Annotated in this window: 23 protein-coding genes and 1 pseudogene; 5 read left to right on the forward strand and 19 right to left on the reverse strand. The window is 42.9% G+C overall.

Annotated features, from left to right (window positions below; translation table 11 throughout):
* Positions 1-2: 2 nt before the first annotated feature.
* The 17 genes and pseudogenes from LYNGBM3L_RS22410 to LYNGBM3L_RS44100 all read right to left on the reverse strand — a co-directional run bounded on the left by LYNGBM3L_RS22410 (position 3) and on the right by LYNGBM3L_RS44100 (position 19,119).
* Positions 3-335 carry a hypothetical protein gene (locus LYNGBM3L_RS22410; protein WP_009149093.1) on the reverse strand — a complete coding sequence of 111 codons (333 nt, stop codon included), beginning with the start codon at positions 333-335 and terminating at the stop codon, positions 3-5.
* A 582-nt stretch (positions 336-917) separates the two neighbouring features.
* Positions 918-2,864 carry a type IV secretory system conjugative DNA transfer family protein gene (locus tag LYNGBM3L_RS22415; protein WP_131826891.1) on the reverse strand — a complete coding sequence of 649 codons (1,947 nt, stop codon included), beginning with the start codon at positions 2,862-2,864 and terminating at the stop codon, positions 918-920.
* Positions 2,865-3,001: 137 nt separating this feature from the next.
* On the reverse strand, positions 3,002-4,387 hold the full coding sequence (locus LYNGBM3L_RS22420) for a hypothetical protein (protein WP_009149095.1): 1,386 nt from the start codon (positions 4,385-4,387) through the stop codon (positions 3,002-3,004).
* Positions 4,377-5,231: a hypothetical protein gene (locus LYNGBM3L_RS22425; RefSeq protein WP_009149096.1), complete on the reverse strand. Its 855-nt coding sequence runs from the start codon at positions 5,229-5,231 to the stop codon at positions 4,377-4,379. The genes LYNGBM3L_RS22420 and LYNGBM3L_RS22425 overlap by 11 nt, the downstream gene beginning before the upstream one ends.
* Positions 5,232-5,504: 273 nt before the next feature.
* Complete coding sequence (locus tag LYNGBM3L_RS22430) at positions 5,505-7,319, reverse strand: TrbI/VirB10 family protein (protein ID WP_009149097.1); 1,815 nt, start codon at positions 7,317-7,319, stop codon at positions 5,505-5,507.
* Between the two features lie 131 nt (positions 7,320-7,450).
* Positions 7,451-8,248, reverse strand: a complete 798-nt coding sequence (locus LYNGBM3L_RS22435; protein ID WP_009149098.1) for a hypothetical protein — start codon at positions 8,246-8,248, stop codon at positions 7,451-7,453.
* Positions 8,249-9,247 carry a hypothetical protein gene (locus tag LYNGBM3L_RS22440; protein WP_009149099.1) on the reverse strand — a complete coding sequence of 333 codons (999 nt, stop codon included), beginning with the start codon at positions 9,245-9,247 and terminating at the stop codon, positions 8,249-8,251. It abuts the gene before it with no gap.
* Between the two features lie 7 nt (positions 9,248-9,254).
* Positions 9,255-9,461, reverse strand: coding sequence for a hypothetical protein (locus LYNGBM3L_RS41465; protein WP_131826890.1), 207 nt, complete (start codon positions 9,459-9,461; stop codon positions 9,255-9,257).
* A 417-nt stretch (positions 9,462-9,878) separates the two neighbouring features.
* Positions 9,879-10,586, reverse strand: a complete 708-nt coding sequence (locus LYNGBM3L_RS22445) for a hypothetical protein (protein ID WP_009149100.1) — start codon at positions 10,584-10,586, stop codon at positions 9,879-9,881.
* 223 nt (positions 10,587-10,809) lie between these two features.
* Complete coding sequence (locus LYNGBM3L_RS22450; RefSeq protein WP_009149102.1) at positions 10,810-13,617, reverse strand: putative type IV secretion/conjugal transfer ATPase; 2,808 nt, start codon at positions 13,615-13,617, stop codon at positions 10,810-10,812.
* 5 nt (positions 13,618-13,622) lie between these two features.
* Entirely contained in the window at positions 13,623-13,952 is a 330-nt protein-coding gene (locus tag LYNGBM3L_RS22455) for a hypothetical protein (protein ID WP_009149104.1), read from the reverse strand.
* 129 nt (positions 13,953-14,081) lie between these two features.
* A complete protein-coding gene (locus LYNGBM3L_RS35045; RefSeq protein WP_052308473.1) occupies positions 14,082-14,702 on the reverse strand; it encodes a hypothetical protein in 621 nt (206 codons plus the stop codon).
* A 415-nt stretch (positions 14,703-15,117) separates the two neighbouring features.
* A complete protein-coding gene (locus LYNGBM3L_RS41470; protein WP_131826889.1) occupies positions 15,118-15,351 on the reverse strand; it encodes a hypothetical protein in 234 nt (77 codons plus the stop codon).
* Positions 15,352-15,517: 166 nt separating this feature from the next.
* The gene (locus tag LYNGBM3L_RS22465; RefSeq protein ID WP_081431833.1) at positions 15,518-16,249 is read right to left on the reverse strand and encodes a response regulator transcription factor; all 732 of its coding nucleotides are present in this window, start codon (positions 16,247-16,249) and stop codon (positions 15,518-15,520) included.
* A gap of 391 nt (positions 16,250-16,640) precedes the next feature.
* Positions 16,641-17,717 (reverse strand): coiled-coil domain-containing protein, encoded by a 1,077-nt coding sequence (locus tag LYNGBM3L_RS22470; protein ID WP_009149110.1) that lies wholly within the window; start codon positions 17,715-17,717, stop codon positions 16,641-16,643.
* A gap of 196 nt (positions 17,718-17,913) precedes the next feature.
* Positions 17,914-18,904: pseudogene (locus LYNGBM3L_RS22475) on the reverse strand (hypothetical protein).
* 47 nt (positions 18,905-18,951) lie between these two features.
* Positions 18,952-19,119 carry a hypothetical protein gene (locus LYNGBM3L_RS44100; protein WP_154659879.1) on the reverse strand — a complete coding sequence of 56 codons (168 nt, stop codon included), beginning with the start codon at positions 19,117-19,119 and terminating at the stop codon, positions 18,952-18,954.
* Between the two features lie 241 nt (positions 19,120-19,360).
* On the opposite strand from LYNGBM3L_RS44100, the gene LYNGBM3L_RS48880 reads away from it, so the two are divergent.
* Positions 19,361-19,492, forward strand: coding sequence for a hypothetical protein (locus tag LYNGBM3L_RS48880; RefSeq protein WP_009149116.1), 132 nt, complete (start codon positions 19,361-19,363; stop codon positions 19,490-19,492).
* Between the two features lie 410 nt (positions 19,493-19,902).
* On the opposite strand, the gene LYNGBM3L_RS22480 is transcribed toward LYNGBM3L_RS48880, so the two are convergent.
* Positions 19,903-20,355: a SufE family protein gene (locus LYNGBM3L_RS22480; RefSeq protein WP_009149117.1), complete on the reverse strand. Its 453-nt coding sequence runs from the start codon at positions 20,353-20,355 to the stop codon at positions 19,903-19,905.
* A gap of 71 nt (positions 20,356-20,426) precedes the next feature.
* Between LYNGBM3L_RS22480 and LYNGBM3L_RS22485 the strand changes: the two genes are divergently transcribed.
* A complete protein-coding gene (locus tag LYNGBM3L_RS22485; protein ID WP_009149126.1) occupies positions 20,427-20,678 on the forward strand; it encodes a hypothetical protein in 252 nt (83 codons plus the stop codon).
* Between the two features lie 198 nt (positions 20,679-20,876).
* Positions 20,877-22,310 (forward strand): 16S rRNA (cytosine(967)-C(5))-methyltransferase, encoded by a 1,434-nt coding sequence (locus LYNGBM3L_RS22490; RefSeq protein WP_009149128.1) that lies wholly within the window; start codon positions 20,877-20,879, stop codon positions 22,308-22,310.
* A gap of 125 nt (positions 22,311-22,435) precedes the next feature.
* Here LYNGBM3L_RS22490 and LYNGBM3L_RS22495 read toward each other — a convergent pair whose 3' ends face one another.
* Entirely contained in the window at positions 22,436-23,338 is a 903-nt protein-coding gene (locus LYNGBM3L_RS22495) for an Rpn family recombination-promoting nuclease/putative transposase (protein WP_044494368.1), read from the reverse strand.
* Positions 23,339-23,611: 273 nt separating this feature from the next.
* Between LYNGBM3L_RS22495 and LYNGBM3L_RS22500 the strand changes: the two genes are divergently transcribed.
* Both LYNGBM3L_RS22500 and LYNGBM3L_RS41480 read left to right on the forward strand, forming a co-directional pair.
* Entirely contained in the window at positions 23,612-23,845 is a 234-nt protein-coding gene (locus tag LYNGBM3L_RS22500; RefSeq protein WP_009149134.1) for a hypothetical protein, read from the forward strand.
* Between the two features lie 18 nt (positions 23,846-23,863).
* Complete coding sequence (locus LYNGBM3L_RS41480) at positions 23,864-24,115, forward strand: hypothetical protein (protein ID WP_131826888.1); 252 nt, start codon at positions 23,864-23,866, stop codon at positions 24,113-24,115.
* The last annotated feature ends 139 nt before the right edge of the window (positions 24,116-24,254 follow it).

Below are 24,254 nucleotides of genomic sequence, written 5' to 3' on the forward strand. Positions count from 1 at the left end.
TTTTAAACTCCTAATGCTCCCAACCCTAAGGCTCCAAAAATTGCTGCTCGGTGCTGCAAGTTCTGAGTGCGATCAAGCAAAATATTTTTTCCTCGATAAAACACGCAAAGCTGTCCATCGAAATACCAAGCATTGTAGTCACTGACCTGATCGTTGTGCCTAGGCATTTCATAGGGTATGCCTTTGGACACCACTACGCCAGCTAACAATCCATATTGATCAAAAATCTCAATCACATTAGGAAAATAGTCGATGGGTAATGAAGGTAGATCCGATAAGTTATTTGTTGCCCTATCTAAATCCTCTACAGGATTTATTTTATAGTTAGAAAACATGGCTTCCTCCAATTACACAATTTTAAAGTTATCAGATGGCAACTTACCCTTCACCGAACGCCAAAGGCGAACAACCTGCAACCTGCAACCTTCAACCTGCAACCTGTAGGGTGCATCTCATTGTCTTGATGCAATAGCGAGTGGGGGAAACCACGGCAAAGCGCGAGTGGTTTGAAGTTACCGTAAGACAGGCTCGCCTTAATCAATGGAGGCGCGCTTTCCGCTTGAAGAATTAAATTACGGGGTCGCGCCTCAAGTTTTAACCCTTTTTTGCATAACCTACCAACCATAAAGGCTCAACGTAATCAGGTTTCGTCTCCGGGGGAACCCCCAAGACCGCGCTGCCTCCCCTGTTCCGAAGCTGCATCGCTTTTACTGTTTGACCCGGTGGGTGGAATGGGCATCTTGCCCGTTACAATCGAACGGGCTGTCCCAACCCGGGCGTTGAGGCGGAAAATGAGGGCGAGCCCGTCTTATCACGCACCCTACGCAACCTTCAACCTGCAACCTGCAACCTGCAACCTGCAACCTGAAACCTGAAACCTGTAACCTGTAACCTGTAACTTCTATGAAAGTAACTCATTAAAAACTTCCTTCCAGAAGGTCTGGTGAGACATCTTGATCAGATAGACGTGGAGGCCAATGAGAAGTTGCCGTGGATGACATAGATCCAGATTTTGGGATTAGTGCTGGGGTAGGAGAAAATGATGCTGGTGCTTGTCTAGCTCCATCTGTTGGCAATGGAAATAATTGCTCTACTAATGCCATTCTCTCCTTAAGTTGACGCACCCTTTGCTGATTAGAAACTCGGTGAGATGCTCTCTTGACTTTAATTAAATGCTCTCGAATACTCTCCCATAAATTTTCTGACCACTCCTGCTCTTTAAGATCAGATTCAGGAATTTGAATTTGTTCTAACAAAGGCACATAGCTTTCTTTGGCTCTTTGATAAGCGGGATTGATGATCACTGCTTTACCAGTAGGTAATTTAATAAACTGAGCGGGCTCTAAAAGTGGTCGCTTGTTTTTTTGATCGGATTTAGAGTGAGAACTGCCCCCTGTACCACTACTCTTGGATTTGGATTTGAAATGAATTTGAAACTCTCCTAATAGGTCAGAGAAGGTTTTAGCGGAGTCTGGATCTTGGGGATTAAAGATGAACTTTGTAGCTGTACCTCCTAGAATAGCTCTGGTCAGCTCTTTGCCATACCTGTTTTCTAATTGTCCTAAGTTTTGATAGCCTAGAATACCACAAAACCCATCTTCTCGGTTTTCATTTAACCAGTTTACCAGCTGGGGTAAGTACAAACTTGGTAGCTCATCTAGGGAAACAACTAGAGGGTCTGTTCGAGGTTTAATTCGGGATACATTTCGGTTAATTACCATATGGAGGATTGTTGCTAATAGTGGTCCGACAATATCCCGGTTATTTCGATCTAACCCAAAGACGATGAGTTGTTTTCCTTCTAAATCTAAAGGTAAGGTGGTTTTTCCGCAAAATGCTCCCATAAAGTCTTTTTTCAAGAATTTTTGGAAGGTTCTCTGAGCAATTCCGATAATACCGGCTACGGTTTTTTCACTTTCTTTGATGCTAATGATTTGGGATAGGGGGCGAGTGGTCCAGACATTTAATTTCTCCTGGGAAGCAAATTCCAATCGGCTAACTAGGTCAGGCAAACTTAAAATTGCCTGTGCTGTCATTATATCACAATATCGCTGATTTTCTACTAAGGTACCAACTGCCTTTGTTAACAAAAAGATTCCTTCGACTAAACTATCACCCGCATCTTCAAAGAACTTATCACCACTGGCTTTTCCGCCAGTTAAATCTGTATTTCGGTTAATGACTTGGGCGATTTGACCGGCTGCGATCGCATCTTCTTCATCTTTGAGTAAATCCAAGGGATTACAGACATCTGACTCGGGAAAACCAGGGGCAAAAATATGTACGTTATAACCTCTTTTTAAAGCATAACCCACAGCTCGTTTTGCTTGCGCTGGATATTTGAAGTCATATATAATTGTAGGAAATCCTTGGTCAAGGGATGAACGAATTAGAGGGTCACAGACTGAAAAGGATTTGCCTGAACCACTGGCTCCAATGGCGGCAATTCCTCGTTGGGCATCGGGAAGATATAAGGACTCGGCAGCAGGCTTAAACCAATTGAAAGCTTCAGGTTTCAGTTGCTTTTTCAATTTCCCCTGCTTTATCCATTCTTGCTCCTGACGCTTCTGAATGTCTTCGGGAGTGCCGACGTAGAGAGCAACGGAGTTTCTGGAAAGATTAGCCATCTGTGCCTGAGCTTTTTTACGAGCAGCTTTTTTCTCCTTTTTCCCTCCCCAATAACCTGTAGCTAATTGACCTTTCTTGCCATCCGGTATTATCGCTAGCAAACCCAAAGCTATCAAACAGCTGGTGATGGTGATTCCCTGATTAGTTTGGGAAAAATCTATAAGATTTTCTTTGGTAAGTTGCTGATAAATTAATCCCGGAGGTAGACTAACAACATGATTTGGAGTCTGTTTCATTTTTTTTTTAATTGAAAATTGAAAAAGGACAATAAACACAGGACTTATGCAATCAATCTCTCGGTAGGGTGCGTTATTAAATAATTATACTAATTTTGCGTAAGTCCTGTAACAATTAACAATTTTCAAATTAATGACTAAAGTAAGCCTAAAAAGATTGGATCTTTCTCCTGGTAGGATAGAAATGGTACAGGACCAATGAAATAGGGTGTACAACCTAAATCCACAAAAGTGTTACGGATACAATAGCGGAAAAACAAGGCTGTACCAGCAGAGCCTTCTGTTTCTGATGTATCCCAAACTACTACCTTAAAGGCATCGCCAAAGGGGTGTCTACCAGTGGGTTCCATCCCATCATTTATTTGTCCTAAAAAACCGGAACCTCCCTGAACTTCTTGATATTTACCACTAATCCACTGCTTACCTTTGATACTTGGTTGACCAGCTAATTCGATATGAGCACATTCACTGTCACAGGGAACTTTAAATCCTTCTTGATCACTACCGGAAATGGTATTATAGCGTTGAGATTCAGCTATGCCAAAGGCAATATCCAAAATACCAATGGCGCTTCCTTGTGCTTGAATCGGATTGGGAAATTGGGAAAATGGTACTTGGGATAAGCCAGGAACTTGAGCGATATTGGTATTCTGCCAATCCTTAAATGCAGCCAAGGGAGCAACATCAATACCAGGTAGGGAATCTAAGGTATAACCTGATAGGTCAAGGGTGTCAAAGGAAAGGTCTCTGAGGTGGGGTGAGAATGCTAAAAAGTCTCCTAAGGTTTCTGTTGGGTCAAAGCTACTGGCCAAATTGATCGATAGTAAACCAAAGACTGGTTGCAGCTGTTCTATAGTATATCTCTCCAAATCAGGGATGGCGTCTACTAAGCTACCTAAGGTTTGGGAGCTCATTAACCCAAAATCTGCTAAGGAAAGATTTCCTAAGTCGAATCCGGTTAGGGACATAATGTTATTCAAGCTAAAATTTTGTAGCTCAAATATCTGCTGAAAGTCTCCTAATTTCATATATTGGTCTGGTGTTTGACCAGCTAACCATATCCTTGATGGGTCATAACCTACGGCTTTAATCACGTCTGAGGAGGCTTGAAAAGAACCCCCTTGAGAAATACCGGGAAAACTTCCGAAGGTGACTTGATTCCAATTTGGTAGTTTAGTTCCCTCCCAAGCGGTGGTTGGCAGATAGTCTTTCAGAGGATAACTTGCAGCATTTAATGCTACCTTGGGTTTTACGTTTGGTTTTACGTGTGGTTTTACTTGTGCTTCTACCTTGGGTTCAATTTTCGTTTCTTTTACTGGTAGTTTACTGTTTTGAACAGGAGTAAGAGTTGCGACCGCTGTTGGCATTCTTAATCCAGAGGCAATAAGAATACCAGAAAGTAAAAAGCAAAGACCTAAGCCAGTGACGAACCAATATAGTAAAATAAACCCTTTTCGCCTATGCTTATCCATTTGCAACCAAGGTTTATTTTTATTGGATTTTCTCTGATGCTTACTGCTCATTATTTTTCTCCTGGATTACGACTTCTTTAGTTAGGACTTCAATGGTGTTTTTCTGTTCATTCATTTGTGAAATGGCTGTTGGAACAGTTGGACGACGACCCATTTTTTGCAATTTATCTGCCAATTCCAAAGAAATACCGGCTTGAGTGGCGGCATTTGAAATAGTCTGACCGTCTTTGATAAAAACTACGAAATTATCTAACTTTCTATGAAGTTCTGAACCCTTGACTAAAAGTCCTTGTAAGGTTGCTCGAAAGATCCCCCGCTCTATGGCATCGACGACTATAAAGTCTACGGAAGGAGTAGGCTTATTAAACTCAATGACTACTTCGCTAGGTCGGTCAGCTGGAGTCACTTTAAATAAGTAAATTTGCCTACCCTCAACAGAACGAGTAACTACTGTCAAAAGTGTGCTATTTGTCTTTGGTATACCAGGAATATCAAGTTGTTCAATCCGGCGCAAATGAATTACAGTTGCCTGATTATACTCACAGTTTTTTTTAGCAACTAAGTTATCTAAGCAACCATCGACATCAACAGCAACGAATGAGGGATTATCAATCCAGAGTTTTTCAATAACTTCCCCAGTAGAAATGAAACTGATATTTACTCCATATCCTGGAGCCAATGCTACTGGAATTGGGCTATTTTGAGGCACTGAAGATTGCCCAGAAGAGGTTAGACTTACCCGTTTGACTGCTATAGCTGAATTACCAGGATCTGCCCAAGCTGGCTTAGCTAGAAAAAGGGATAAAGCAAATAGTAAAAAAATCTGAGTTTTGGCTGGGGTAATTTTTAACTCTTGACCTAATTTGATTTCCAAGGCTGAAAAAAAATTAGTCATGGCTACTTACAAGCTCCTAAAATGAAAAATTCAAACGTCAAAATGTATAGCAATGGCAGTATAGTTTAGGACATACTATTGTGTTTTAAAGGGAACAGCGGATCCCCCCTAACCCCCCGCGCGGAAGGGGGGAACAGCGGATCTGGGAACAGGGAACAGAAATATGTCTTAACTTTTACTTCGATTGCTATAAGTATTGTCTTGATCCAGTCCCTCAGCTATCAGCTAAGTCCGTCTTCTGAATTCAGGGTTATGAATTCAGAAGACAGGCTACTACAGCTCAAAGGGTGTGTTGACAAAAACTTGTACGGAACTCCCGGCACCCATATACCACAATTTGGGCAAATTTTGTAGTCGGCGTGTTGCTGAAGCATTACGCTCTACAATGTCCTGAGCAAGAGGTTTAAACCCTCCCTCAAGCACTGCTCCCCATAGGTTGCGGTCTCGACTAGTGAAGGTGCTAGACTGGCTTGAGCCAAAACCACTGGAGGTGATAATTTGACTCCGTTCAGGTTGATTGAGTACTTCTCCGACTTTGGCAGCAGAACCAAACAAGAAGGCGATCATGTCATTTCTGGCGATATCATCAGAACCCCGATCCCAGACATTCGCCACCATGGGATTACCCTTATCTCCTCTGAGACTAATCACTCCTAGGGGTAACTGATATTCTTGGTCATCGATGATTAATGCGATCGCATCACTATTGACTAGTCCACTATCATCAACCATGTCACAGAGAAAGACAATTTTGGTACCAGCTTTGAGCAAAACTTGGTTATCTTGATCCACTAGAGGCTCACTCAGACGCACCACAAATCGTTCATCCAAATTTGGTTGTTGAGAATTTCGAGATAGGTTCGACTTTGTCCAAACAATTGGTGTAATTAATTCTCCAGCTGCTTCTTGACCAAAGGAAAATAGCTTCCGTCTGATCGGTCTCCCAGCTAAAATACTGGCTTCTTCTGAGATAGCAACTTGATCAGCAAAGATAACGGGAGATCCATTAAGGGGTTGGGGAGGATTGGGAGAGTTGGAAACTCTCTGTACAGCTGGAATTGAGTATGTACTAGCAATAGTAGAGCGTCCCCTGATCCCATTGTTTCGTTGGGCTACTGCTTGTGTTTGTGGGCTTGGTTCCATCATCGCCACATTTTCCTGTGGCGCTTCTGGAGTATTCACCGAACTCAAACCATAACTTCCCAGTTGGCTCAAAGCCAGCCATTGCTCCATGGGATCTATCTTTGGTGCTGGGGCTGGAGGAGGTGGAGGAGGTGTTGGTGCTTTTGCCACAGGGGGTGGTGTTGGTGCTCTCCGCACTGGTGCTGTCCGCACTGGACGGGGTGGGGGAGCTTGACGAATTACTACTGGTTGCTGCACTGGACGCGGTGGTGGGGGAGCTTGACGAATTACCACCGGTTGCCGTACTGGACGGGGTGCTGGACGGGTTGATGCTCTTACCACAGGAGGGGGTGGTGCTGAACGCACTGCTGGCCTAGGACGAGGTGGTGGAGCTGTTTTCGGTGATGGGGGTTCTTCTGACTTGGCAAGCTCTATGGTTGTTTTTGGTCTTTTTTTCTCTTGAATGGCTTGGATCTGTTTTTGTTGCTTGGCTAGGGCTAATTCAGTCTTCAGTCGTCCGATTTCAGAATCGGTCGCGTTTTCCGCTTCGTTATCAACACTGGTGGGAATCGGAGTAACTTTTTCGACCAATTTCTTCTTAGAAGACAAGGAGGTCATCCCTGTAAAAACTAATCCGGCGACTACAGCAATTGACCCAGTTACTGCACCAACCGAAGCACCTTTTGCCCAACCAGATTTGGCGAATTCCGCTTGGGTAACATTTAAGTCTGGATCTAAATCAGCGGTACCATCAGTCGATGCTATTACCCCCTGACTGCTAGGATTTTTTTCTTGGTCATAACTAGTATCAAATTGTAACAACTCCGCTAATGATTCTTCTGTCCATGTCGGGGCGGTATTCTCTGCACCACTGTTCTGCTGAATCAGAGTTTTTTTACTCATTTCTTCTTCAGATTTATGTTCGATGCTTTGGACATCAAAGTCTTTGAGATCTGATAGCTTCATAATTTCTCCCAGTTGCTGTAGTTATTCCAGTTGCTGTAGTCATTAGTCGCACAACACTGATGTATAAACAGGGACGGATGCACGGATTATTGGACTCTTGGAATCAGGACTATTCGACTCAGGATTCAGGTTTATTTCGAGTCTAAATCCTTGATACTGACCACCTCCAAACCTTTCTCTCTAGCCTTAGCAATAATTGGAGGTAGACTATCGTCTGCCATACCTGGTGAATACTTAGGAGGCTCCACTGCCCGTACATGCACCTGTTTGTTGAAGGGAATATAGGTAGGCAAATTATTGGTAGTATCTAGAACGGTTAACGTGCCAACCAAATCGATTGTCCATTCCCCTTCTTTTATTTTAATAGGTTCTCTGACAAATTGGGGGACAAAAGCAAATTGTGTTTTGCCCTTAAATACGTTGGATGGCGTTAAGTCTACTAACTTTAATAGAAACGGATCACGAAAATCATCGGCTAAGGCAAAGCTAGCTTTCCAGGCTTGAGTAGATATTTTACCTCGACGCCTACCTTTGCCATGAATTTCTACTCCTGGATCAGAGTCTAAGTTAGAAAAGGGAACGCCATCTTTTCCAGGTAATCGCCCTGTCCAAGTAAACAGGTCACTCATGGTTTTAATTGTAAATGCTTTAATTACCTCTGCTGTCCGTTCTTTATTCCCAATGGCTTCTACGGCAGTGGTTTCACCAGTCTTCAATTGCACTAAGGAAGGAGCTGGCTTATTAGCTAGCCTTGCTTGAGCGCCATACAACAGGGCTAGGAAAAACAGAATTAAGGTATTGTAAGCAAAGTTGCTGATTAAGATAATTCCCAGACTATCCGTCACATTGAAACTGGATAACCAAGTACTCTTCTTACCTCTTTGGAGAAATTTAAGCTTATTCTGAGGAGAACTATTCGTGCTGTCCATTTATTTCAAGCCTCCTAATACAAAAGCACTGAAGGAGTTTAAGCTATTAAAAATAGCTAGACCTCCTCCAGCGGCTAATACTAACGCTAGGATGGGGGCAATCAATCCAGCTACAAAAGCAAAAACTAATGGGTTATAACTCTCAGCATTAACAATTAAGGTGGCGACTAAACCAACAATAATGTTGTAGCATATTTTAACTAAACCGATGGAGAAAAAGCTAATTAACCAAGCGTAAATCGCCTTAGCTCCCACAGGTAATAATGTGGCCCCAACCGCTAATGGACCTAATAGTCCGGTTAGCAACATGGAAACTTCTGCTACCCACTGAAATGCCATCCCAATCGACATTAACCAACCCGTTACTGCGGTTTGTAAAGCAAAGCCAACTCGTTCAGTAACATTGAGAGGGTTAAGCAATGAACCAATTTGAGAGAGAAATGCCTGAGATGATGGGTTTAACGTTCTAGAAAACTCCTGTGCTTGTTGCTCTGCATTTGTTAAACAATCCACCTGTTGTTGAACATCGACGATAGCATCACATTGAGAAACCAAGGAATCAATAACCGCCTTCGCCCCAATATTTTCTGTCACAATTTGGTAGGATTCTTGCAAAGAAATTCTGGCAGATGCGTTTTGCAGTAGTGAATTAGACGTATTGTTGATTACACTTCTGAGTCCTTGGGTGCCATTGGCTAACATTGCTCCATCATTGGCTAACAAAACCGCGACTAATAAGGGCCAGATGATCTCAGACCACATAATTGGCTCATCGTATTCTATTAAGGCTTTTGCCCATTGAGTCATGAATAGAACTAAGCTTCCCACGGCAAAAAACACCCCCAGTTTAGTGATCACAGCATACAACCCACCTCCGAGGACTTCACTCCACAGCTCATCCATGGCTTGTGCGATCGCAATTTGTCCGGTACGACCATTCTGGATAATTTGGGAGGCTCCATTACTAAATTGAGCGATTAAGTTGGGGGTGACTATCATTTAATGACTACCTCTTGACGTGATTAGTGATGGGATGAGCAGAGTGGGGAGAGTGGGGAGAGTGGGGAGAGTGGGTAGATGAGGAATTCACAGAGATCGGCAGACGGAGGAAATCCGGAAGATAAGGACAAGTAGACATGGCGATCGCTACACATGGGGATAAACAAATAAGGTAGGAATAGGGACAAGCAGGTAAGCCAGACCAAGGAGACATAGGAGAAATAGTTTTGAGTGGGAAGTATTGAGTGCGGAGTAATGAGTGGGGAGTATTGAGTGCTAAGTGCTAAGTGTTAAGTGCGGAGGGTGCGTGAGTTCAGAATTGATAATAATTGAAGAATTCTGCATCCAGATAACTGTTGACGGTCAACGGTTAAGGATTAACAATTAACGATCAACGTAAGCATTCAGCCGTCAGGTATCAGCTATCAGCTATTGCTCCTAGGCCACGCTACTTGAGGTGCTAGCAAGCGCTTTAACTGCACGGGGTCGGATGAGTAAAACGAGCAGGGATTTTCAACCAGCCGTACCAGCCCGTAAGCTTGGTTTACTACCTCCTGTTGATTAGCTGACGGCTGACAGCTGATAGCTGAATTCTTACCAGTCAACGGCCAACAGTCAACACCCTAGCTAACTAAAACAAGCCACTTAATGAGGTAATTCTCAAAGTTTCCATACCAGCGCCCAGTTTTTGGTATTGATCTGCCTGAGTTTGTCCATCCAAAGCACGAGAGATATTGCTCTGGAGCATGTTAGAAATTTCCTGTCGTTGCGCTTCCTCAACGGTAGCGGCTTGCAAGGAGCCGAGTATGGCGGCTTGACGAGCATTCTGAAGAGCGACTTCTTTGATCACATTCTGGGTAACTGTCTGATTTTGAGCTGTTTGTGCTGATTGCTCTACCTCTGAAACGGTATTCTGCATTTGCTTTAGCTCCCGGATTGACTGCTCCTGTCCTTCTTGACTCAGAACACGAGAGGCTGAGGCTCTAGCAACTTGCCTTTCTACTTCATTAGCAAGTTTGTCTCCTTCATAAATTGGGTAATCGCTTGTTTGGAGACTTTCCTCAATTGACGCTCTGACGTCTTCCACATCGGGGATACCTAAAACTCCCATGGAATCTTCCAATGCTGATTTCAAATCGTTGTCTATGGTTTCTGGTAGATTGGTAAACTCATCTAAGAAATTTGTAAAGTAAGACTTAACCTTCTGAAATTCCTCAACAAACGAGTCAACAAAACTATCGACAATTCCACCAGAAGCATAGGCTGGTTTAGGAACTGTTGTAATTAGGGTACTAATAATTAACAACTGTATCCAAGTTTTGGTCACATTTTTAGCCATGATTGAACTCCTAGATTGAATATTTACGAAAAAATGCTGAAGGCTGAAAACTGAAAACTGAAAGCTAAACCATATAGCACTACCCATTGAGATTAGGACATTCCTAAACTCCGAAACGTAAGTAATCGCTTACTTTTGAATTCTGACTTCTAACTTCTTACTTGCCCGTAGCGCTATAAAAGCGTATCCCTGACTTACCTAGATTATATCCTATTTTTATGGCTTAATTATGAAGTCGAACTTTTGCTCTCGGATCGGGTAACTTTGAATTCACAACTTGGACTTCTGAATTACGCATTTCTGCCATTTTTTTACTAGCATAATGCATAGCCATAATTTTATCCTGGGGATGTAAGCGCATTGCTGTCTGACGAATTGCTGATTCTTCAGGATTATTAGCAACAGCTGTTAACAGTGCTGAACCGGGATAAAATCGACAGTAGGTGTAAATCCCATTGTCATCGAGTAACCATTGAGAATACATTCCTTCTTGTTTAGGAAAAAATCCTTCTGTGGCATTTTTGTTAATAATCTCTGAAGGATATTTCAAAATATTAACAAAGCTATCCACTGCTGTTGGTTGAATCCTCCCTACTAAGCGTGTTGTTATATTCTGAAAAATTTTCGCTGCACTGGGAGACTTGGAAATGGTATCTGGATCTTGAGCGGATAAAATTACCCGAATTCCTGCTTTAGCTCCATTAGCACACAATCTGCCAATTAATTCAGCAATGGAATTATACTGGAACAGAATCGGACTTTCATCGATGAAAAATATACTCACCGGCGAGGCTAAAGAACGTCTTAAGGCTGCTGAGTAAATCCCTAAGGAGAGTAGTGCAGCATCTTCGTCACTACTAATATTCCGTAAGGCAAAGACTAATAACTGAGCATCACTTCTAAAGGTAGAAGGACGACTAATCGCTTGTCCTACTCGGCTATTGATCCAATACCTCAGTCGCAATTTGACTTGATCCAAGCCTTGAAGGATATCCCCAGATACAGAGGTAACTCGCAATCTCTCTAAGGAACAAAAATCAATAAAATCTGCAAGGGTAGGCATTAATTGCCATTCTTGAGAGTCTAAGCCATTGATATTTGCTGCTACATAACGGTCATGGATTTGATCATCATCAAAAAAGGCTTTGATTGCTAAGCTTAACATGGCTCTGATGTTATCCGTATAAGTCCGGTCATGAAACGTCGTGGAGCCAAGAACCATTAGCATTAGTGCTTCGACTAAGAATTCTTTGTATTCTGTAAGTCTCTCTTGTTGTAGTTTACCATCTAATCCCTTTAAATTGGGCAACTCGAAAAGATTAACTGCCTCTCGACCAATATCAAAATAAGCTCCTTTATCCCCGAGAAAAGCGGTGTAGTCACTAAAGGTAGAACTGCCATCGGGTTTTGGATAATCCATAGCTGAGATGGGTATACCATGAGCCAAGGCTTGGGTAATAATTCCTGATGCCAAAACAGATTTTCCACTGCGGGTGGTTCCGAAAATACCTAGGTTTTTATGCTGTTTGAATAAGTCAATAAAAACTGGCGTACCCCCTTCAGCAGAGATTAATTCAAATCCCGTTCTATCCACTGTCCGGGTTTTGACTACTGGCATTAAGCCTGGTGCAATATGGCTTAAATAGGTATGCGATCGCTTAAACGGACGCATTAATAGTCTGCTCCAGGAAATTGGTAAGGTTTCTAGCCATATTTTCCAAGGATACTCGCTCTCCCTTACCATCCAAGCTGGTGGCGGAAAATAAGATTTTAAAGTATAACACGCCTGATCTAAATCTTGTGGAGAATCGCGATGAACTAAGAAAACAACCGAGACATTAAATGGCACGGCTCCTTCATAGATAGCCGCCTGAGCCTCGACATTTTTCTGAATATTTAATTGTGCTTTAACATTAATCGTATTTTTCTCCTCTGCATATTTTGAGGAGACATTTGCCTGTTTCGTCAGCGAATGCATTTTGCTGGTTACTGTCTTAATGTTCGCTTTGGAAATCTCACAAAAACAATCGGTGTCATAGACCTCATCTTTTGCCATGACTTGCCAGAGATAGCGCATTTGGGATTCTTTATTCCTCCACCCCTCAGGCTTGTCTAAAAAGAGCATGACTGCGGTATACTGGTCTTTGAGATTAATCCAACGTCGATCAGCAAATGGAATAGCGGTATAGTCTTCCATTAACAGAGAAACCGGGTGGATTTCTGAGTAAACCTCTTCGGTAACTCCAGCTTCAGTTAAGGAAAGCAACTGGGGAACTGAACGAGGTGGTGTATCATTAAATCGCTGCCACACATAATTCCAACACTCTTGAGCAGAAAGAGGGCGAATCGATAGACCCATTTGATTGCTCAACAGCCTTTCCCAAAATTGATAGCCATTATTAAAGGCAATCTCTATCACTCTCTCGATCTGCTGTTTTTCATACTCATCCAGCTTGCCAATAAATCCGTTCCACCACTTGGTAGCTGTCATCAAAAATTCTTCGATTTTATCAGATGCTCCCTCTCGACCTGATTCTACGGTATAGGTAGCAAATAAATACAATGTCTTGGGCTTTCTAATCCCCCCTTTTGTCAAGTCTTGAATTCGCTTCTTTTCTCCCATGATTAGGTACTTTAACTCGTTAGAGTCTGTACCCTTAATCAACTGACTCAACGTGTTTTGTCTATCAGTGTCATCAGTGAAAGACTTTAGGTGAATCGTGAGGGTTTCCTGCTCTGGGAAATCTTTTAACCCAGCTTCGATGGCATCAAAAACCGGGTCAATTAACTCCTGCCGTAAGGTGGTGTGAATGCCTCGACATTCAAAACCAAACACAAATTTATAGGAAGCTTCTCCTTTTCTGAGAATGTATGCCCCAACATCAGACCCATCAAGTCTGACTTCTAGGAAACTAGCTAACTTACAGTCATCCTCGAACGGCTTTAAGGTTTTCTTTTTACCATTTCCTACATCAACCCGCTTCTTTCCCATCTTTTGTTTAGCTTGATCGTGAGCTTGAGTTGTTGTCATACTTTTTAGCCTTTGCCCTTTGCTTTTTCCCGTTTAATCTCTAAAAGCCTTTGGTATCTACCCATTCCTCTTGTCCATTGAGGTACAGGTATAAACTTAGAAAGAAATTTCCAATGGCTAGAGGAAGTTAGCACCCACCAAGTAGACATACCCCAAACTCCGAAACAAGATGTCCATACCCAACTAGCTCCTAGTACTCCCTTGACGATGTAATAGGCAATTGCCCAAATTATTGCCCAGGGGATAAACTGATCGGCTGGAATAGGACCAATTTTCGGTTTTTCATCAAGAGTTCGGTTAACACGACGGAATTGTTGCTGTGAATTATTTGCCATAGGTCAAGCTATTTTGGATCAGACTTGCCAACTATCAGTGATTGAAACAACTTTCAATCTCAATAAAACCCTGACTACTCATCCCTTCAGCTAGATAAAACTCAACAGGCAAATTAGATATAGCGTAGTTTATGCTCCTGTGCCAGTGATGTAGCCTGCTAAAAGATCACCCAATGTAACTACAATCAAAATGATGATTGGAGTACGGGCTAGGGTTTTCCAGTCATCATCTTGTTGGGCAGCATTGACTACTTTGACCAATGAAATGCCCAAATAAATTAGGAATAGTGCTCGTAAAACGTTAAACACCAGGGACACCAAATCGGCGTCTACTTCAGGAATAGCACTAGTTAGCCAATCTTCTGCGACTTGGAAAAACTGGGCATGGGCTGGCGCAGCGGTAAAGTCCAACATAAACCACAGAAAGGTGAATAGGAAAAGACAGGCTCCTAAACCATATTTCCTGACTAGCCGTTGAATTTGATTCCCAGAATTACTAGGTTGGACTCCAATCCACCTCACTCCCACAACTAGACACATCAAAAATGATACACCCATCAAAGGAGTGACGGAGGTACTGATATAGAGATCCAATGCCATGGCGATCGCAGCCATGACCATTAAATAGCCCAAGGGCACTTGCTTCAACTGAGCAAACAACTGAGCAAGCAACTTAGCAAACATAGTTTCTTTACTTTTCCAACGCTGTTGTTGACGAGGTGACATCGCAACAGAGGACTTGTTCACCATGGTGGATTTTTCTTTCCGTAATTTTTCTGACTCTTCTTGTGATACAGAAAATTTTTAAATCGCAAAAGCGATCCCAGAGGAATAGTTCAATTTATTTTCATTAATAAATGTTATTGAGTTAAGGAGCATTTTGAATAAGCTAAATGATTGTAATTGTTTCACCTCAAGCATTACAATTACTTAACCTCTCAATATCATTGGCACAGCTCGTCAAAAGTCTCAAAATGTTACTCGTCCAAAAGGAATAGATAAATAAACTAAATTTTAAGAAAACTCTGAGAAAAGAAAAAAAACTTAACAAAAAAAACGCTGAAACCCAACCTATAGGTAGAGGCGTTAGTGCTTAGTAGTTAATAAGCTATTTTGCTGAAAAGTAAACCTAAGCAATTAAAGTGTAACAATTAAACTTAAGATATTAATGGATCAAGTATTTATATTTGAGTTGTGAACATAGGATTGAAGTAAAAGGGAGCAGGGAGCAGGGACTGAGGCCGTGGGCTACGCGGGGCGCGTTCGGAGCAGTAGGAAAGAGCTTGGAGGATTTTTTGGTGTTATTAAAAACCGCTGCATTGCTATTATCTATTCCAAAGTTCCTTCTTCTGACTTCCCTACTCCCTCGGTGCGCTTGACCCGTAATTAAATTCGCCACGGGTCGCACCGCTCCCTACTCCCTACTCCCTCGGTGCGCTTGACCCGTAATTAAATTCGCCACGGGTCGCACCGCTCCCTACTCCCTACTCCCTACTCCCTACTCCCTACTCCCTACTCCCTAAAACCTAGAACTTTGTAACTCACCCAATTAAGAACTGCTGTATCTACTTCACCAAACCACTGCGAAGTGCTTGTACTGCTGCTTGTGTTCTATCGTCACAGCACAGTTTCCACAGCACAGACCGAATGTGAGTTTTAACTGTGCCAAGACCTAGTAATAATCGCTCGGCAATTTCGTCATTTGTATAACCGGCTACGATCAATTCCAAGACAGTTAGCTCCCGTTCAGTCAGTGGATTTTCCCTAAGAATCTGATAATAGTCAGGCTCACAGGAATTGATTAAAGTAATCCCAGAAAAATTATTACCCGGTGACTTGATACTGTTTTTTAGGAGATAACCAGCTATTTCTGGATCAATCCAGTGTTGCCCTTCATAGGTAGCTTTTAAAGCATCTAAGAAAGTACTGGTATCTACATTAGTTTTCGGAAAATTGATCCGTTTTAGATAATAGGAATCTACCCCAGCCCCAAAAGCGCTGATCACAAATTCTTCTGATGTGTCCCAAGATAGCAGCAATATGTTAGGAAAAAATGCCACTTTCCAATTTCTGACTAAGCGCAATAACGCATCAGTATTGGTTGAAGGCTCTAAATTAATGACTACTACGTCCGGGTTAGATTTTTTTAAAAGGGCGGCCACATGACGCAAGCTAGAAACTTGAGACACTAAACTGACTTCCTTGTACTGCTCCAAGACTTTTCTGAGACCCAACTGCGCTAAATCACCCCTCTCAATCAGTAACACCCGAATTTTTTTGATTACGTTCATAACCATTTTCTAGAACACTGATACCGAAATTGACAACTTAGGATGTGTTTGCTGACCTCACAACCAAAAAAAAAATGGAAGCGATCGCGCTCCATAGCTCAAGATTGGTCAGCAAGCTTGTGATCACGAGTCGCCACCTACCGAAATTGTTTCCATCGGTTGATTAGCGCTTTGACCCAATATTACTGATGATACAACTCCGGACTATTTTACCGGCATTGCTGAGGGGCAGAATGAATATGAGGTGGTGCGTTACGGGCAGCAACCTAACAAGGCGCGTTAGAGGCGCTCAGACCCGGCCCGTCCCTAACGCACCCTACGCAACTATTAATAGTTGAAGGTTGACAACACCATGTCGTCAACCTTCAAAACCACCAAAATATTTCCCTTTTTGGGCTTATTTACCCTTAGTTGGATTTTTGGCTTGCTCTAAGGCAATTTCTTTAAGGGCTTGATAAGAGTTGATATTAGAAGCACCCTCAATTGCCTTGACCGCTAAATCCTGAACTTGTTTGAGGGCAGTATCGAGTTGCTGGGAAAGACTGTGTATCCGTGCTGATGATTCCTTTATTGTCTGTTCCAGGGATTCAATTCTTAGCTGATAGACACGATTATTTCCTTCTAATTCCTTATTCTGTAAGTCGGCTTGAATTTTGACCTGGTGGCTAGCAATCGCTTTGCCTTCTTCTTGGGCTTTTTTGATAGCCACTGATTTTTCCTGGTCGAAGGCTTCTACCTTAGTTTTTAATTCTTCAAACTGCTTCTCTCGCTCTGCGATCGCATTTTCCCGCTCTGCCCACTGTTTCTCTTGTTGTTGCCTCGTTTCCTCCAATTCTTTGTATAAACGTTCTTGGTTATGGTTGTAGGTTTCTTTATCTAAGCTGCGTTGTAGGGCTAAATTATAATCATACTCTTGAGCATCTCGCTTACGGGTTTTATTTTGTTCTTCATTCCGTTCTTTAATAGCTCGTTGCTGTTCCTCTTGTTCTTTGTCCCAGGATTGTTTTAACTGATTTATTTCCAGCTCTAACTCTTCCCGTTTTTGGTAAATTTCTTCATCGAAAGCTTTAGAGCTATTCTGATAGTTTTCAATTAACGTATCTAAGGTATCGTCTTGAATTTCTGATAAATTGTGGAGTTCAGCGAGTTGTTGAGTTTCCTCAGTAACCGCTGTTCGTAATTCTTCTAGTTTAGCGGCTTCTGATGTTAGTTTTTCCGACAACTCACTGACACTACTACCAAACCCTAATTGCAGCTTAACCAGGCTGTCTAGGGTATACATCATTTTGTCTTTCATGACTTTTGCTGGTACGGATCCATTAGTTTGCTTTTTTTCCACCGTGGATACTTGAGGAGTTTCCGTTTTGTTCATCTGCTTCATTTCTTTTTCCAAAGCATTTCGTTCTGCTAGTAATTCCTTGTAAGCTTCTAAAATTTCTGCTTTGGTGTTCTTGCTGTTAGGTTTGCGTGTCATACTTTCAACGTTATCTTCTGTTTGACAATTTCTTAACTGCTATATAGCAATTATTATTTGGGTGAGGTACAAAGTTTTGGGTTTTAGGGAGCAGGGAGCAGGGAGCAGGGAGTAGGGATCCCCCCTTGCCCCCCTTAATAAGGGGGGAATAAAATTGAATGTACCTCATGAGTCTAATAATTGCTATAAATAGTCACTAATTTTGATCCTTGCTTCTTGAAGACCCATCAAAAGCTTTCAAAGTCAGGGCTTGGGACTGTTTCAGGGTCTCTTGTAGCTGACCATATAGATTTTCAATTTGTTTATTTTGTTTTTCTATGTGTTGCTCCAAGGACTGAATTTTTAACGTCATAACCCTGTTGAGTAACTTCCCAGCCTTTGGTGAGTAAATCAGCCTGTACTTTAGCGTCGTTTTGGACTTTTTTAATTGCTTTATCTTTTACTTTTTTAACGATTTCATCTAGCTCAGCGGGGAAAGCTTCCACTTTCTGTTGATACTCTTCAAACAGGTCTTGAGATTCTTGTAGCTTCTGTTCTCGCTCAGACCATTGCTTTTCTTTTTCTTGATTGGACTCTTGTAATTCTCGCTCCTGGTTACGGCTCAGTTCTTCATACTGATCCGTCTCAATTTTACGCTGACGTTCTAATTCGTATTGATAGTCAGCTTCTTGGCGTTGTCGTTCCCGAGCCAATAATTCGTTTTGTTCTTGACGTGCTATTTCAAAGTATTCCTGGTCTTTTTGCCAAAGCTTACGTTTTTGCTCTTGGTCTTTTTCGATCTCTTCTCGCTGTTGATCTGCTTTTTGCTCTAGGGATTTTAGCTTTTCCTGGTGCTCTTGATTGAGCAAATGTAAGGCATCAGCTACAACTCGAATTTGCTGAAGGTATTGCAAGTGTTCAGTTTCTACTTTAATCGCCAGCTTTAGCTCATCAAGTTTAGATGCTTCTGAGGATAATTTTTCTGACAATTCATTAACAATGGTGCCAAACTCCAGCTGTAAATCAGCCATTCCTTTGACAATATTATCAACGGTATAATTTGATGCAGTTTCCAGGACTTGTTGATTTTTAGCTTTTTCTGCTTCTTCTTCTTTGGTCGCAATTTTTGAGTCAATATTTTGCCGCTGTTTTAGGATTTGCTCAAAGGCTTGGAAAATCTGGTCTTTGCTGTCTTTTGTGGCAACCATATAGTGTGTTCCTTTGACGAGATTTAGATTTTTTTAATTGAAAATGATTACTTTAAAATTGCTATAGCGCTGGGAATCGGGAATCGGGAATCGGAACCCACCCCTAACCCCTCCCAGGAGGGGAACGGGAATCGGAACCCACCCCTAACCCCTCCCAGGAGGGGAACGGGAGTAGGGAATCGGGAATCGGGAAAAAATAGGTGTGTGTATTTCATTAATATGGAAAACGCTATAGTAGCTGGTGGCTGGTTAGCAATATTCATCCACTAACTACTCCCTACTAGAACAGTGCTCTTAAAACAGTGCTCTTATCTGAGATAATTCCCAAACAAGAGGTTTCTTTATCAGCCAGTGGCTAATGGCCAGTACCCGACACTACCCACAGCGATACGCGTTCGCAAAGCGTGGCCTACGGCCAATCGCTGCTCTAGAATCGTTCGTTGTAGGAGGGATGTGATGGCTCTAGGGGTGTGGGTGCAATGGTTAAGAGGAAAGACTATAGTAGTACAAATGTTCTACTTTATTGTCCTGAAACTCCAATGGATAAGTCAAGGGCAAATTGCCCATGCTAGGCTGGAACTCAAGTAGCTTTGTCATAGAAAAACACCTGAAACCCAGTTTATACAAGGGTTTCAGGCTTAATTTAGTCTGGATTTACTCAAATATAGGGAATCGGAACCCACCCCTAACCCCTCCCAGGAGGGGAACGGGAATCGGAACCCACCCCTAACCCCTCCCAGGAGGGGAACGGGAATCGGAACCCACCCCTAACCCCTCCCAGGAGGGGAACGGGAATCGGGAACAGAGCTGGTTGACTGACTTTAGATCATGGCGTAGGTTGGGTTGAGGCAACGAAACCCAACCAAGCGTGAGGTGTTCGTTGGGTTAGCGATCGCGTAATCCAACCTACGGGACAATCAGCATTTCAAGGGTCTTGTCAGTTAATCCTCGGTCCGGGGTGGGTGACCGGGTGTGGGGAAAATAGAAGGGAAAATCCCTCAATTTAATTCTCTCGAAGACATTCCCAACTGATATCCCAGGGCTTTTTTCTTCATGGTCTGGAAAATGTTGTAAAATCCATTAGCGCGAGAAGGGGTTAAACTAGCATTCAATCCTATGTCTTGAATAAAGTCAGGAGATAGGTTGACAATCTCTGTTGGCGTCAGTCCATTCAAGCCTTCAATCAACAACGCTACTAACCCTTTAACCAATTGGGCATCTGAGTCTCCCTGATACAAGACTTTGCCATCATCCAAGTTAGCAGTGATATAAACCTGGGACACGCAGCCAGGAACCTTGTTTTCTGGCACTTTATCGGTTTCTGGCATGGCCTGAAGCTTCTTGGCGTACCACAGCAACTGCTGATACCGTTGCTTGGGGTCTTTGCGGCGCTGAAAGCGTTCTACAATCCGAGCAAGAGCTTCTGGTAAAGGGCTTGAGGTGGCTGACATACCCAATGTTTAAAAAGGATTAACCATTTTATTTATAGCAGTTATCAATACCGAATTGATCACTGCTATAAATGCATATTAGCGTGAGCATTCAGCGGTCAGCGGTCAGCGGTCAGCGGTCAGCGGTCAGCGGTCAGCGGTCAGCGGTCAGCGGTCAGCGGTCAGCGGTCAGCGGTCAGCGGTCAGCGGTCAGCGGTCAGCGGTCAGCGGTCAGCGGTCAGCGGTCAGCGGTCAGTGGTCAGCCGTCAGCGGTCAGCGGTCAGCGGTCAGCGGTCAGCGGTCAGCGGTCAGTGGTCAGCCGTCAGCGGTCAGTATTTGACTGAAAGCTGATAACTCAAAGCTGATAACTGATAACTCAAAGCTGAAAGCTGAAAGCTGAAAGCTGATAGCTGAAAGCTGAAAGCTGATAGCTGATAGCTGATAGCTGATAGCTGATAACTGAAAGCTGAAAGCTCAAAGCTGAAAGCTGATAGCTGATAGCTGATAGCTGATCAGGTAAGACCCAGAGGAGTACAGAGTTTGTGAGCCAAGATAAATCGTCAACCTTTGATAAACAAAATCCTCGCCAGTTAGCATTCCTAGCCCTCCGGGATATTCATCGGCGGGGTGCTTTTGCTGATATTGCCCTGAATCGAGTGCTACACAATGCTCAGTTAACTGGTGCTGATCGGGGCTTAGTGACAGAATTAGTTTATGGTAGTGTCCGACGACAGCGCACTCTGGATGCTCTACTTGACCAGTTGGGGAAAAAGAAAGCGAATCAACAACCTCCAGATTTGCGCACTATACTTCACCTTGGACTATACCAGCTGCGCTATCAAGGCCGAATTCCTGCTTCAGCAGCGGTCAATACCACCGTTGACCTAGCGAAGAACAATGGCTTCAAAGGACTGGCAGGGGTGGTTAATGGTTTACTACGAAACTATGCCCGTTTAGCTGCCAATTCCCCTGACCCTTTGGAGTTGCCAGCAGGGGATATGGAGCGTCTGGGCATTTTACACAGTTTTCCCGATTGGATGATCGAGCTGTGGTTACAACAGCTGGGACTAGAGGAAACAGAACAGCTGTGTCAATGGTTTAACCAATCTCCTACCATTGACTTACGGATAAATCCCCTCAAGGTGTCCATTGAGGAAGTGGAGGCAGGGATGCAATCTGCTGAACTGGCTATTCAGCGGGTACCGACCTTGGTCTCCCACCAGGACGAGGGGAATGGTGAGATTATCCCTATGTTCAGCAACCCAGCTCAGCTCCCCCAAGCACTGCGGATTGTGGGTGGTGTTGGTGCGATTCAAGAGCTACCGGGATTTAAGGAGGGTTGGTGGACTGTTCAAGATTGTAGTGCCCAGCTGGTCAGTTATCTGTTGGACCCTCAACCTGGTGATGTGGTGATTGATGCCTGTGCTGCACCAGGGGGCAAGACAACTCATATTGCAGAATTAATGGCAGATCAGGGCAAAATTTGGGCATGCGATCGCTCAGCTTCCCGCCTCAAAAAAGTCCAACAGAATGCCCAACGGTTAGAATTACAATCGATTCAGATCAGTACTGGTGATAGTCGGGATTGCCCTGAATTTACTAACGTCGCTAATGCTGTGTTATTAGATGCTCCCTGTTCCGGTAATGGTACCCTTCACCGACGTCCTGATATTCGTTGGCGCATGACTCCAGAAAAAGTCCAGGAACTTACTGTTTTGCAAAAAGAATTGTTAGAGCATACCGCAACTTGGGTCAAGCCCGGAGGTGTTTTAGTATATGCTACCTGTACCTTAAATCCTCAAGAAAATGAGGCGGTAATACAATGGTTTCTGGAAGGTCATTCTCAGTGGCAAATTGAACCCCCTACTGTTTCGTTTCTTAAGGAGTTTTCAACACCGGAAGGTTGGCTGAAAGTTGTGCCCTATCGAGACCAGATGGATGGTTTTTTTATGGTGCGCTTGAAACGAATGATATAGCAGAAGTCAGAAGTCGGGAGCTTGTAGGGTGGGCAAAAACAGTTTGGTTTTGTTGAGTATTAATGATTATATTACTTTGCCCACCCTACTTTAATTGGTATTTTTTTTAACGTTTTCTTACTCTGTTAGGACAACTGATTAATTTCATCGATAGTCAACCCCGTATATTGAGCAATATCATTCAGGGGTAACCCAGCGGCCTTCATCTGTTTAACAATCTGCTGTTTTTCTTCAAGTCTACCTTGTTCTCGTCCTTCTATTCTTCCTTCTTCTCGTCCTTCAAGTCTGCCTTCTAGTCTACCTTCTTCTCGTCCTTCCCTTTTCGCGAAACTCCATGCACGTCGCGCGTCCTCCAAGGCCATCTCCTGTTTGCGGAGTTTTTCCACTTCTGAGACACTCAACCCCGCTTGATTCGCTATGGTTAAGGCTTGTTCTAGCTGTGGTATTTCCCTGAGCTTGTCAGGAATGATTTCTAAGTTGGGCGCTTCTTTGATAAAAAATATCCACTTATCTATCACACTTTCTAATTCTTCCAGTTGCTTAGTAAATTTGGGTAGTTCCACAAACACCAACTTTAATTCGTTCTCCTGATAAGGCAAGTGGTCTTCTTCTTCTTGAAAGTAAAAACAGCTAATTACTTTCTGGCTTGAGGGGAATAACTTAAAATCTGTGATAGTTAAAGCAATAACCGGATTTAAATCGAAATACCCCTGTCCCGATTTCAGTTGATTCCCATAGGTTTTGCACAAGTTATAAACTACTCGCTTCTCGAAAGCCTCCACATTCCAGAGTTGCATCTCAATGATGACAGTCGTTTTATCTTCTAATACTGCCTTAACATCCAGAAAAGTGTCTTTTAAATCTACTACATCCCCGGCGCTATAGGGATCAATAATTTCTAAATCCTGGATGACGGAATTACCAGAGTATATCATGGCATTGAGGAAGGAAATCAGAATATCTTTACTCTGATCTGAGCCAAAGATTTTTTTGAAAGCAAAGTCAGTTTTTGGGCTGATGAATCTCATGGTTTTACAGGTTGATATAGGGAGCAGGGAGCAGGGAGTAGGGAGTAGGAAGCAGGGATTAAAAGGAATTGCTTTTGTAATTGGGTAATTTTTTGTTAACATTATTCACCCTGAATACCATCCCCGCACTTACAAAAATAATATCTTACTTATGCCCTATTTACTATTATAGCTATTTTCAATTTTCCTAATAAAAAAAATCCTAAACCCCTTGACATTTAATTAATTTATTTATATATTAATAATGTACAGCATTTAAAACTACTGTTGATCATGACTAAAAACATTCCGCCTAACTCCGATGACAATCAGACTCCTGAAAACCCTGGTCGTAAACCTAAGAAAGTCAAGTACGTTTTGATCGGTTCTCCTGAACAAGTTCGGAATACGATTAATGCCATCTATGGCCTGAAATACGCTTATCCCGACGAGTGGAGCACTCCAGAACCTACTGAAAAGCCTGGTGAGGTTATGACTTTTTTGATTCGATATTTCTATGTAGACTAGGATAGGGTTTTGCCAGCGATGCAGCGCGGTCTTGGGGGTTTCCCCCATGAGCGACTGCATCAAGACAGGGTTTTGACGCCCTGGCGGCTAGGAATTGTGGCGGTTATGTTTAAGCTATCAGCTATTAGCTTAAGCGCTACGCGCACGCTACGCGAACAGCTATCAGCTATCAGCTTAAGCGCTACGCGCACGCTACGCGAACAGCTATCAGTTATCAGCTTATGGGTTAGGTCACAGGCTGGAAGCCTGTGCCACAAAGCTGACCACTGACCACTGACCACTGAGGAATGTATTAGTTGATCAGCAGTATCTAAATTTGAGTTGAGCTCCGCTGTATTTCTGGTGGCTTACACTATAGAATTCGGTCAATGATTGGGGTTAACCACAACTTGACCGATTTTTTTTATTG

The organism is Moorena producens 3L (assembly GCF_000211815.1).
Lineage (GTDB): Bacteria > Cyanobacteriota > Cyanobacteriia > Cyanobacteriales > Coleofasciculaceae > Moorena > Moorena producens.

Bases quoted from the DNA above. Each gene is read 5' to 3' on its own strand.
- LYNGBM3L_RS22410 (WP_009149093.1), bottom strand. From the start codon at position 335: ATGTTTTCTAACTATAAAATAAATCCTGTAGAGGATTTAGATAGGGCA.
- LYNGBM3L_RS22415 (WP_131826891.1), bottom strand. From the start codon at position 2,864: ATGAAACAGACTCCAAATCATGTTGTTAGTCTACCTCCGGGATTAATT.
- LYNGBM3L_RS22420 (WP_009149095.1), bottom strand. From the start codon at position 4,387: ATGAGCAGTAAGCATCAGAGAAAATCCAATAAAAATAAACCTTGGTTG.
- LYNGBM3L_RS22425 (WP_009149096.1), bottom strand. From the start codon at position 5,231: ATGACTAATTTTTTTTCAGCCTTGGAAATCAAATTAGGTCAAGAGTTA.
- LYNGBM3L_RS22430 (WP_009149097.1), bottom strand. From the start codon at position 7,319: ATGAAGCTATCAGATCTCAAAGACTTTGATGTCCAAAGCATCGAACAT.
- LYNGBM3L_RS22435 (WP_009149098.1), bottom strand. From the start codon at position 8,248: ATGGACAGCACGAATAGTTCTCCTCAGAATAAGCTTAAATTTCTCCAA.
- LYNGBM3L_RS22440 (WP_009149099.1), bottom strand. From the start codon at position 9,247: ATGATAGTCACCCCCAACTTAATCGCTCAATTTAGTAATGGAGCCTCC.
- LYNGBM3L_RS41465 (WP_131826890.1), bottom strand. From the start codon at position 9,461: ATGTCTCCTTGGTCTGGCTTACCTGCTTGTCCCTATTCCTACCTTATT.
- LYNGBM3L_RS22445 (WP_009149100.1), bottom strand. From the start codon at position 10,586: ATGGCTAAAAATGTGACCAAAACTTGGATACAGTTGTTAATTATTAGT.
- LYNGBM3L_RS22450 (WP_009149102.1), bottom strand. From the start codon at position 13,617: ATGACAACAACTCAAGCTCACGATCAAGCTAAACAAAAGATGGGAAAG.
- LYNGBM3L_RS22455 (WP_009149104.1), bottom strand. From the start codon at position 13,952: ATGGCAAATAATTCACAGCAACAATTCCGTCGTGTTAACCGAACTCTT.
- LYNGBM3L_RS35045 (WP_052308473.1), bottom strand. From the start codon at position 14,702: ATGGTGAACAAGTCCTCTGTTGCGATGTCACCTCGTCAACAACAGCGT.
- LYNGBM3L_RS22465 (WP_081431833.1), bottom strand. From the start codon at position 16,249: ATGGTTATGAACGTAATCAAAAAAATTCGGGTGTTACTGATTGAGAGG.
- LYNGBM3L_RS22470 (WP_009149110.1), bottom strand. From the start codon at position 17,717: ATGACACGCAAACCTAACAGCAAGAACACCAAAGCAGAAATTTTAGAA.
- LYNGBM3L_RS44100 (WP_154659879.1), bottom strand. From the start codon at position 19,119: ATGAAATACACACACCTATTTTTTCCCGATTCCCGATTCCCTACTCCC.
- LYNGBM3L_RS48880 (WP_009149116.1), top strand. From the start codon at position 19,361: ATGGCTCTAGGGGTGTGGGTGCAATGGTTAAGAGGAAAGACTATAGTA.
- LYNGBM3L_RS22480 (WP_009149117.1), bottom strand. From the start codon at position 20,355: ATGTCAGCCACCTCAAGCCCTTTACCAGAAGCTCTTGCTCGGATTGTA.
- LYNGBM3L_RS22485 (WP_009149126.1), top strand. From the start codon at position 20,427: ATGCATATTAGCGTGAGCATTCAGCGGTCAGCGGTCAGCGGTCAGCGG.
- LYNGBM3L_RS22495 (WP_044494368.1), bottom strand. From the start codon at position 23,338: ATGAGATTCATCAGCCCAAAAACTGACTTTGCTTTCAAAAAAATCTTT.
- LYNGBM3L_RS22500 (WP_009149134.1), top strand. From the start codon at position 23,612: ATGACTAAAAACATTCCGCCTAACTCCGATGACAATCAGACTCCTGAA.
- LYNGBM3L_RS41480 (WP_131826888.1), top strand. From the start codon at position 23,864: ATGCAGCGCGGTCTTGGGGGTTTCCCCCATGAGCGACTGCATCAAGAC.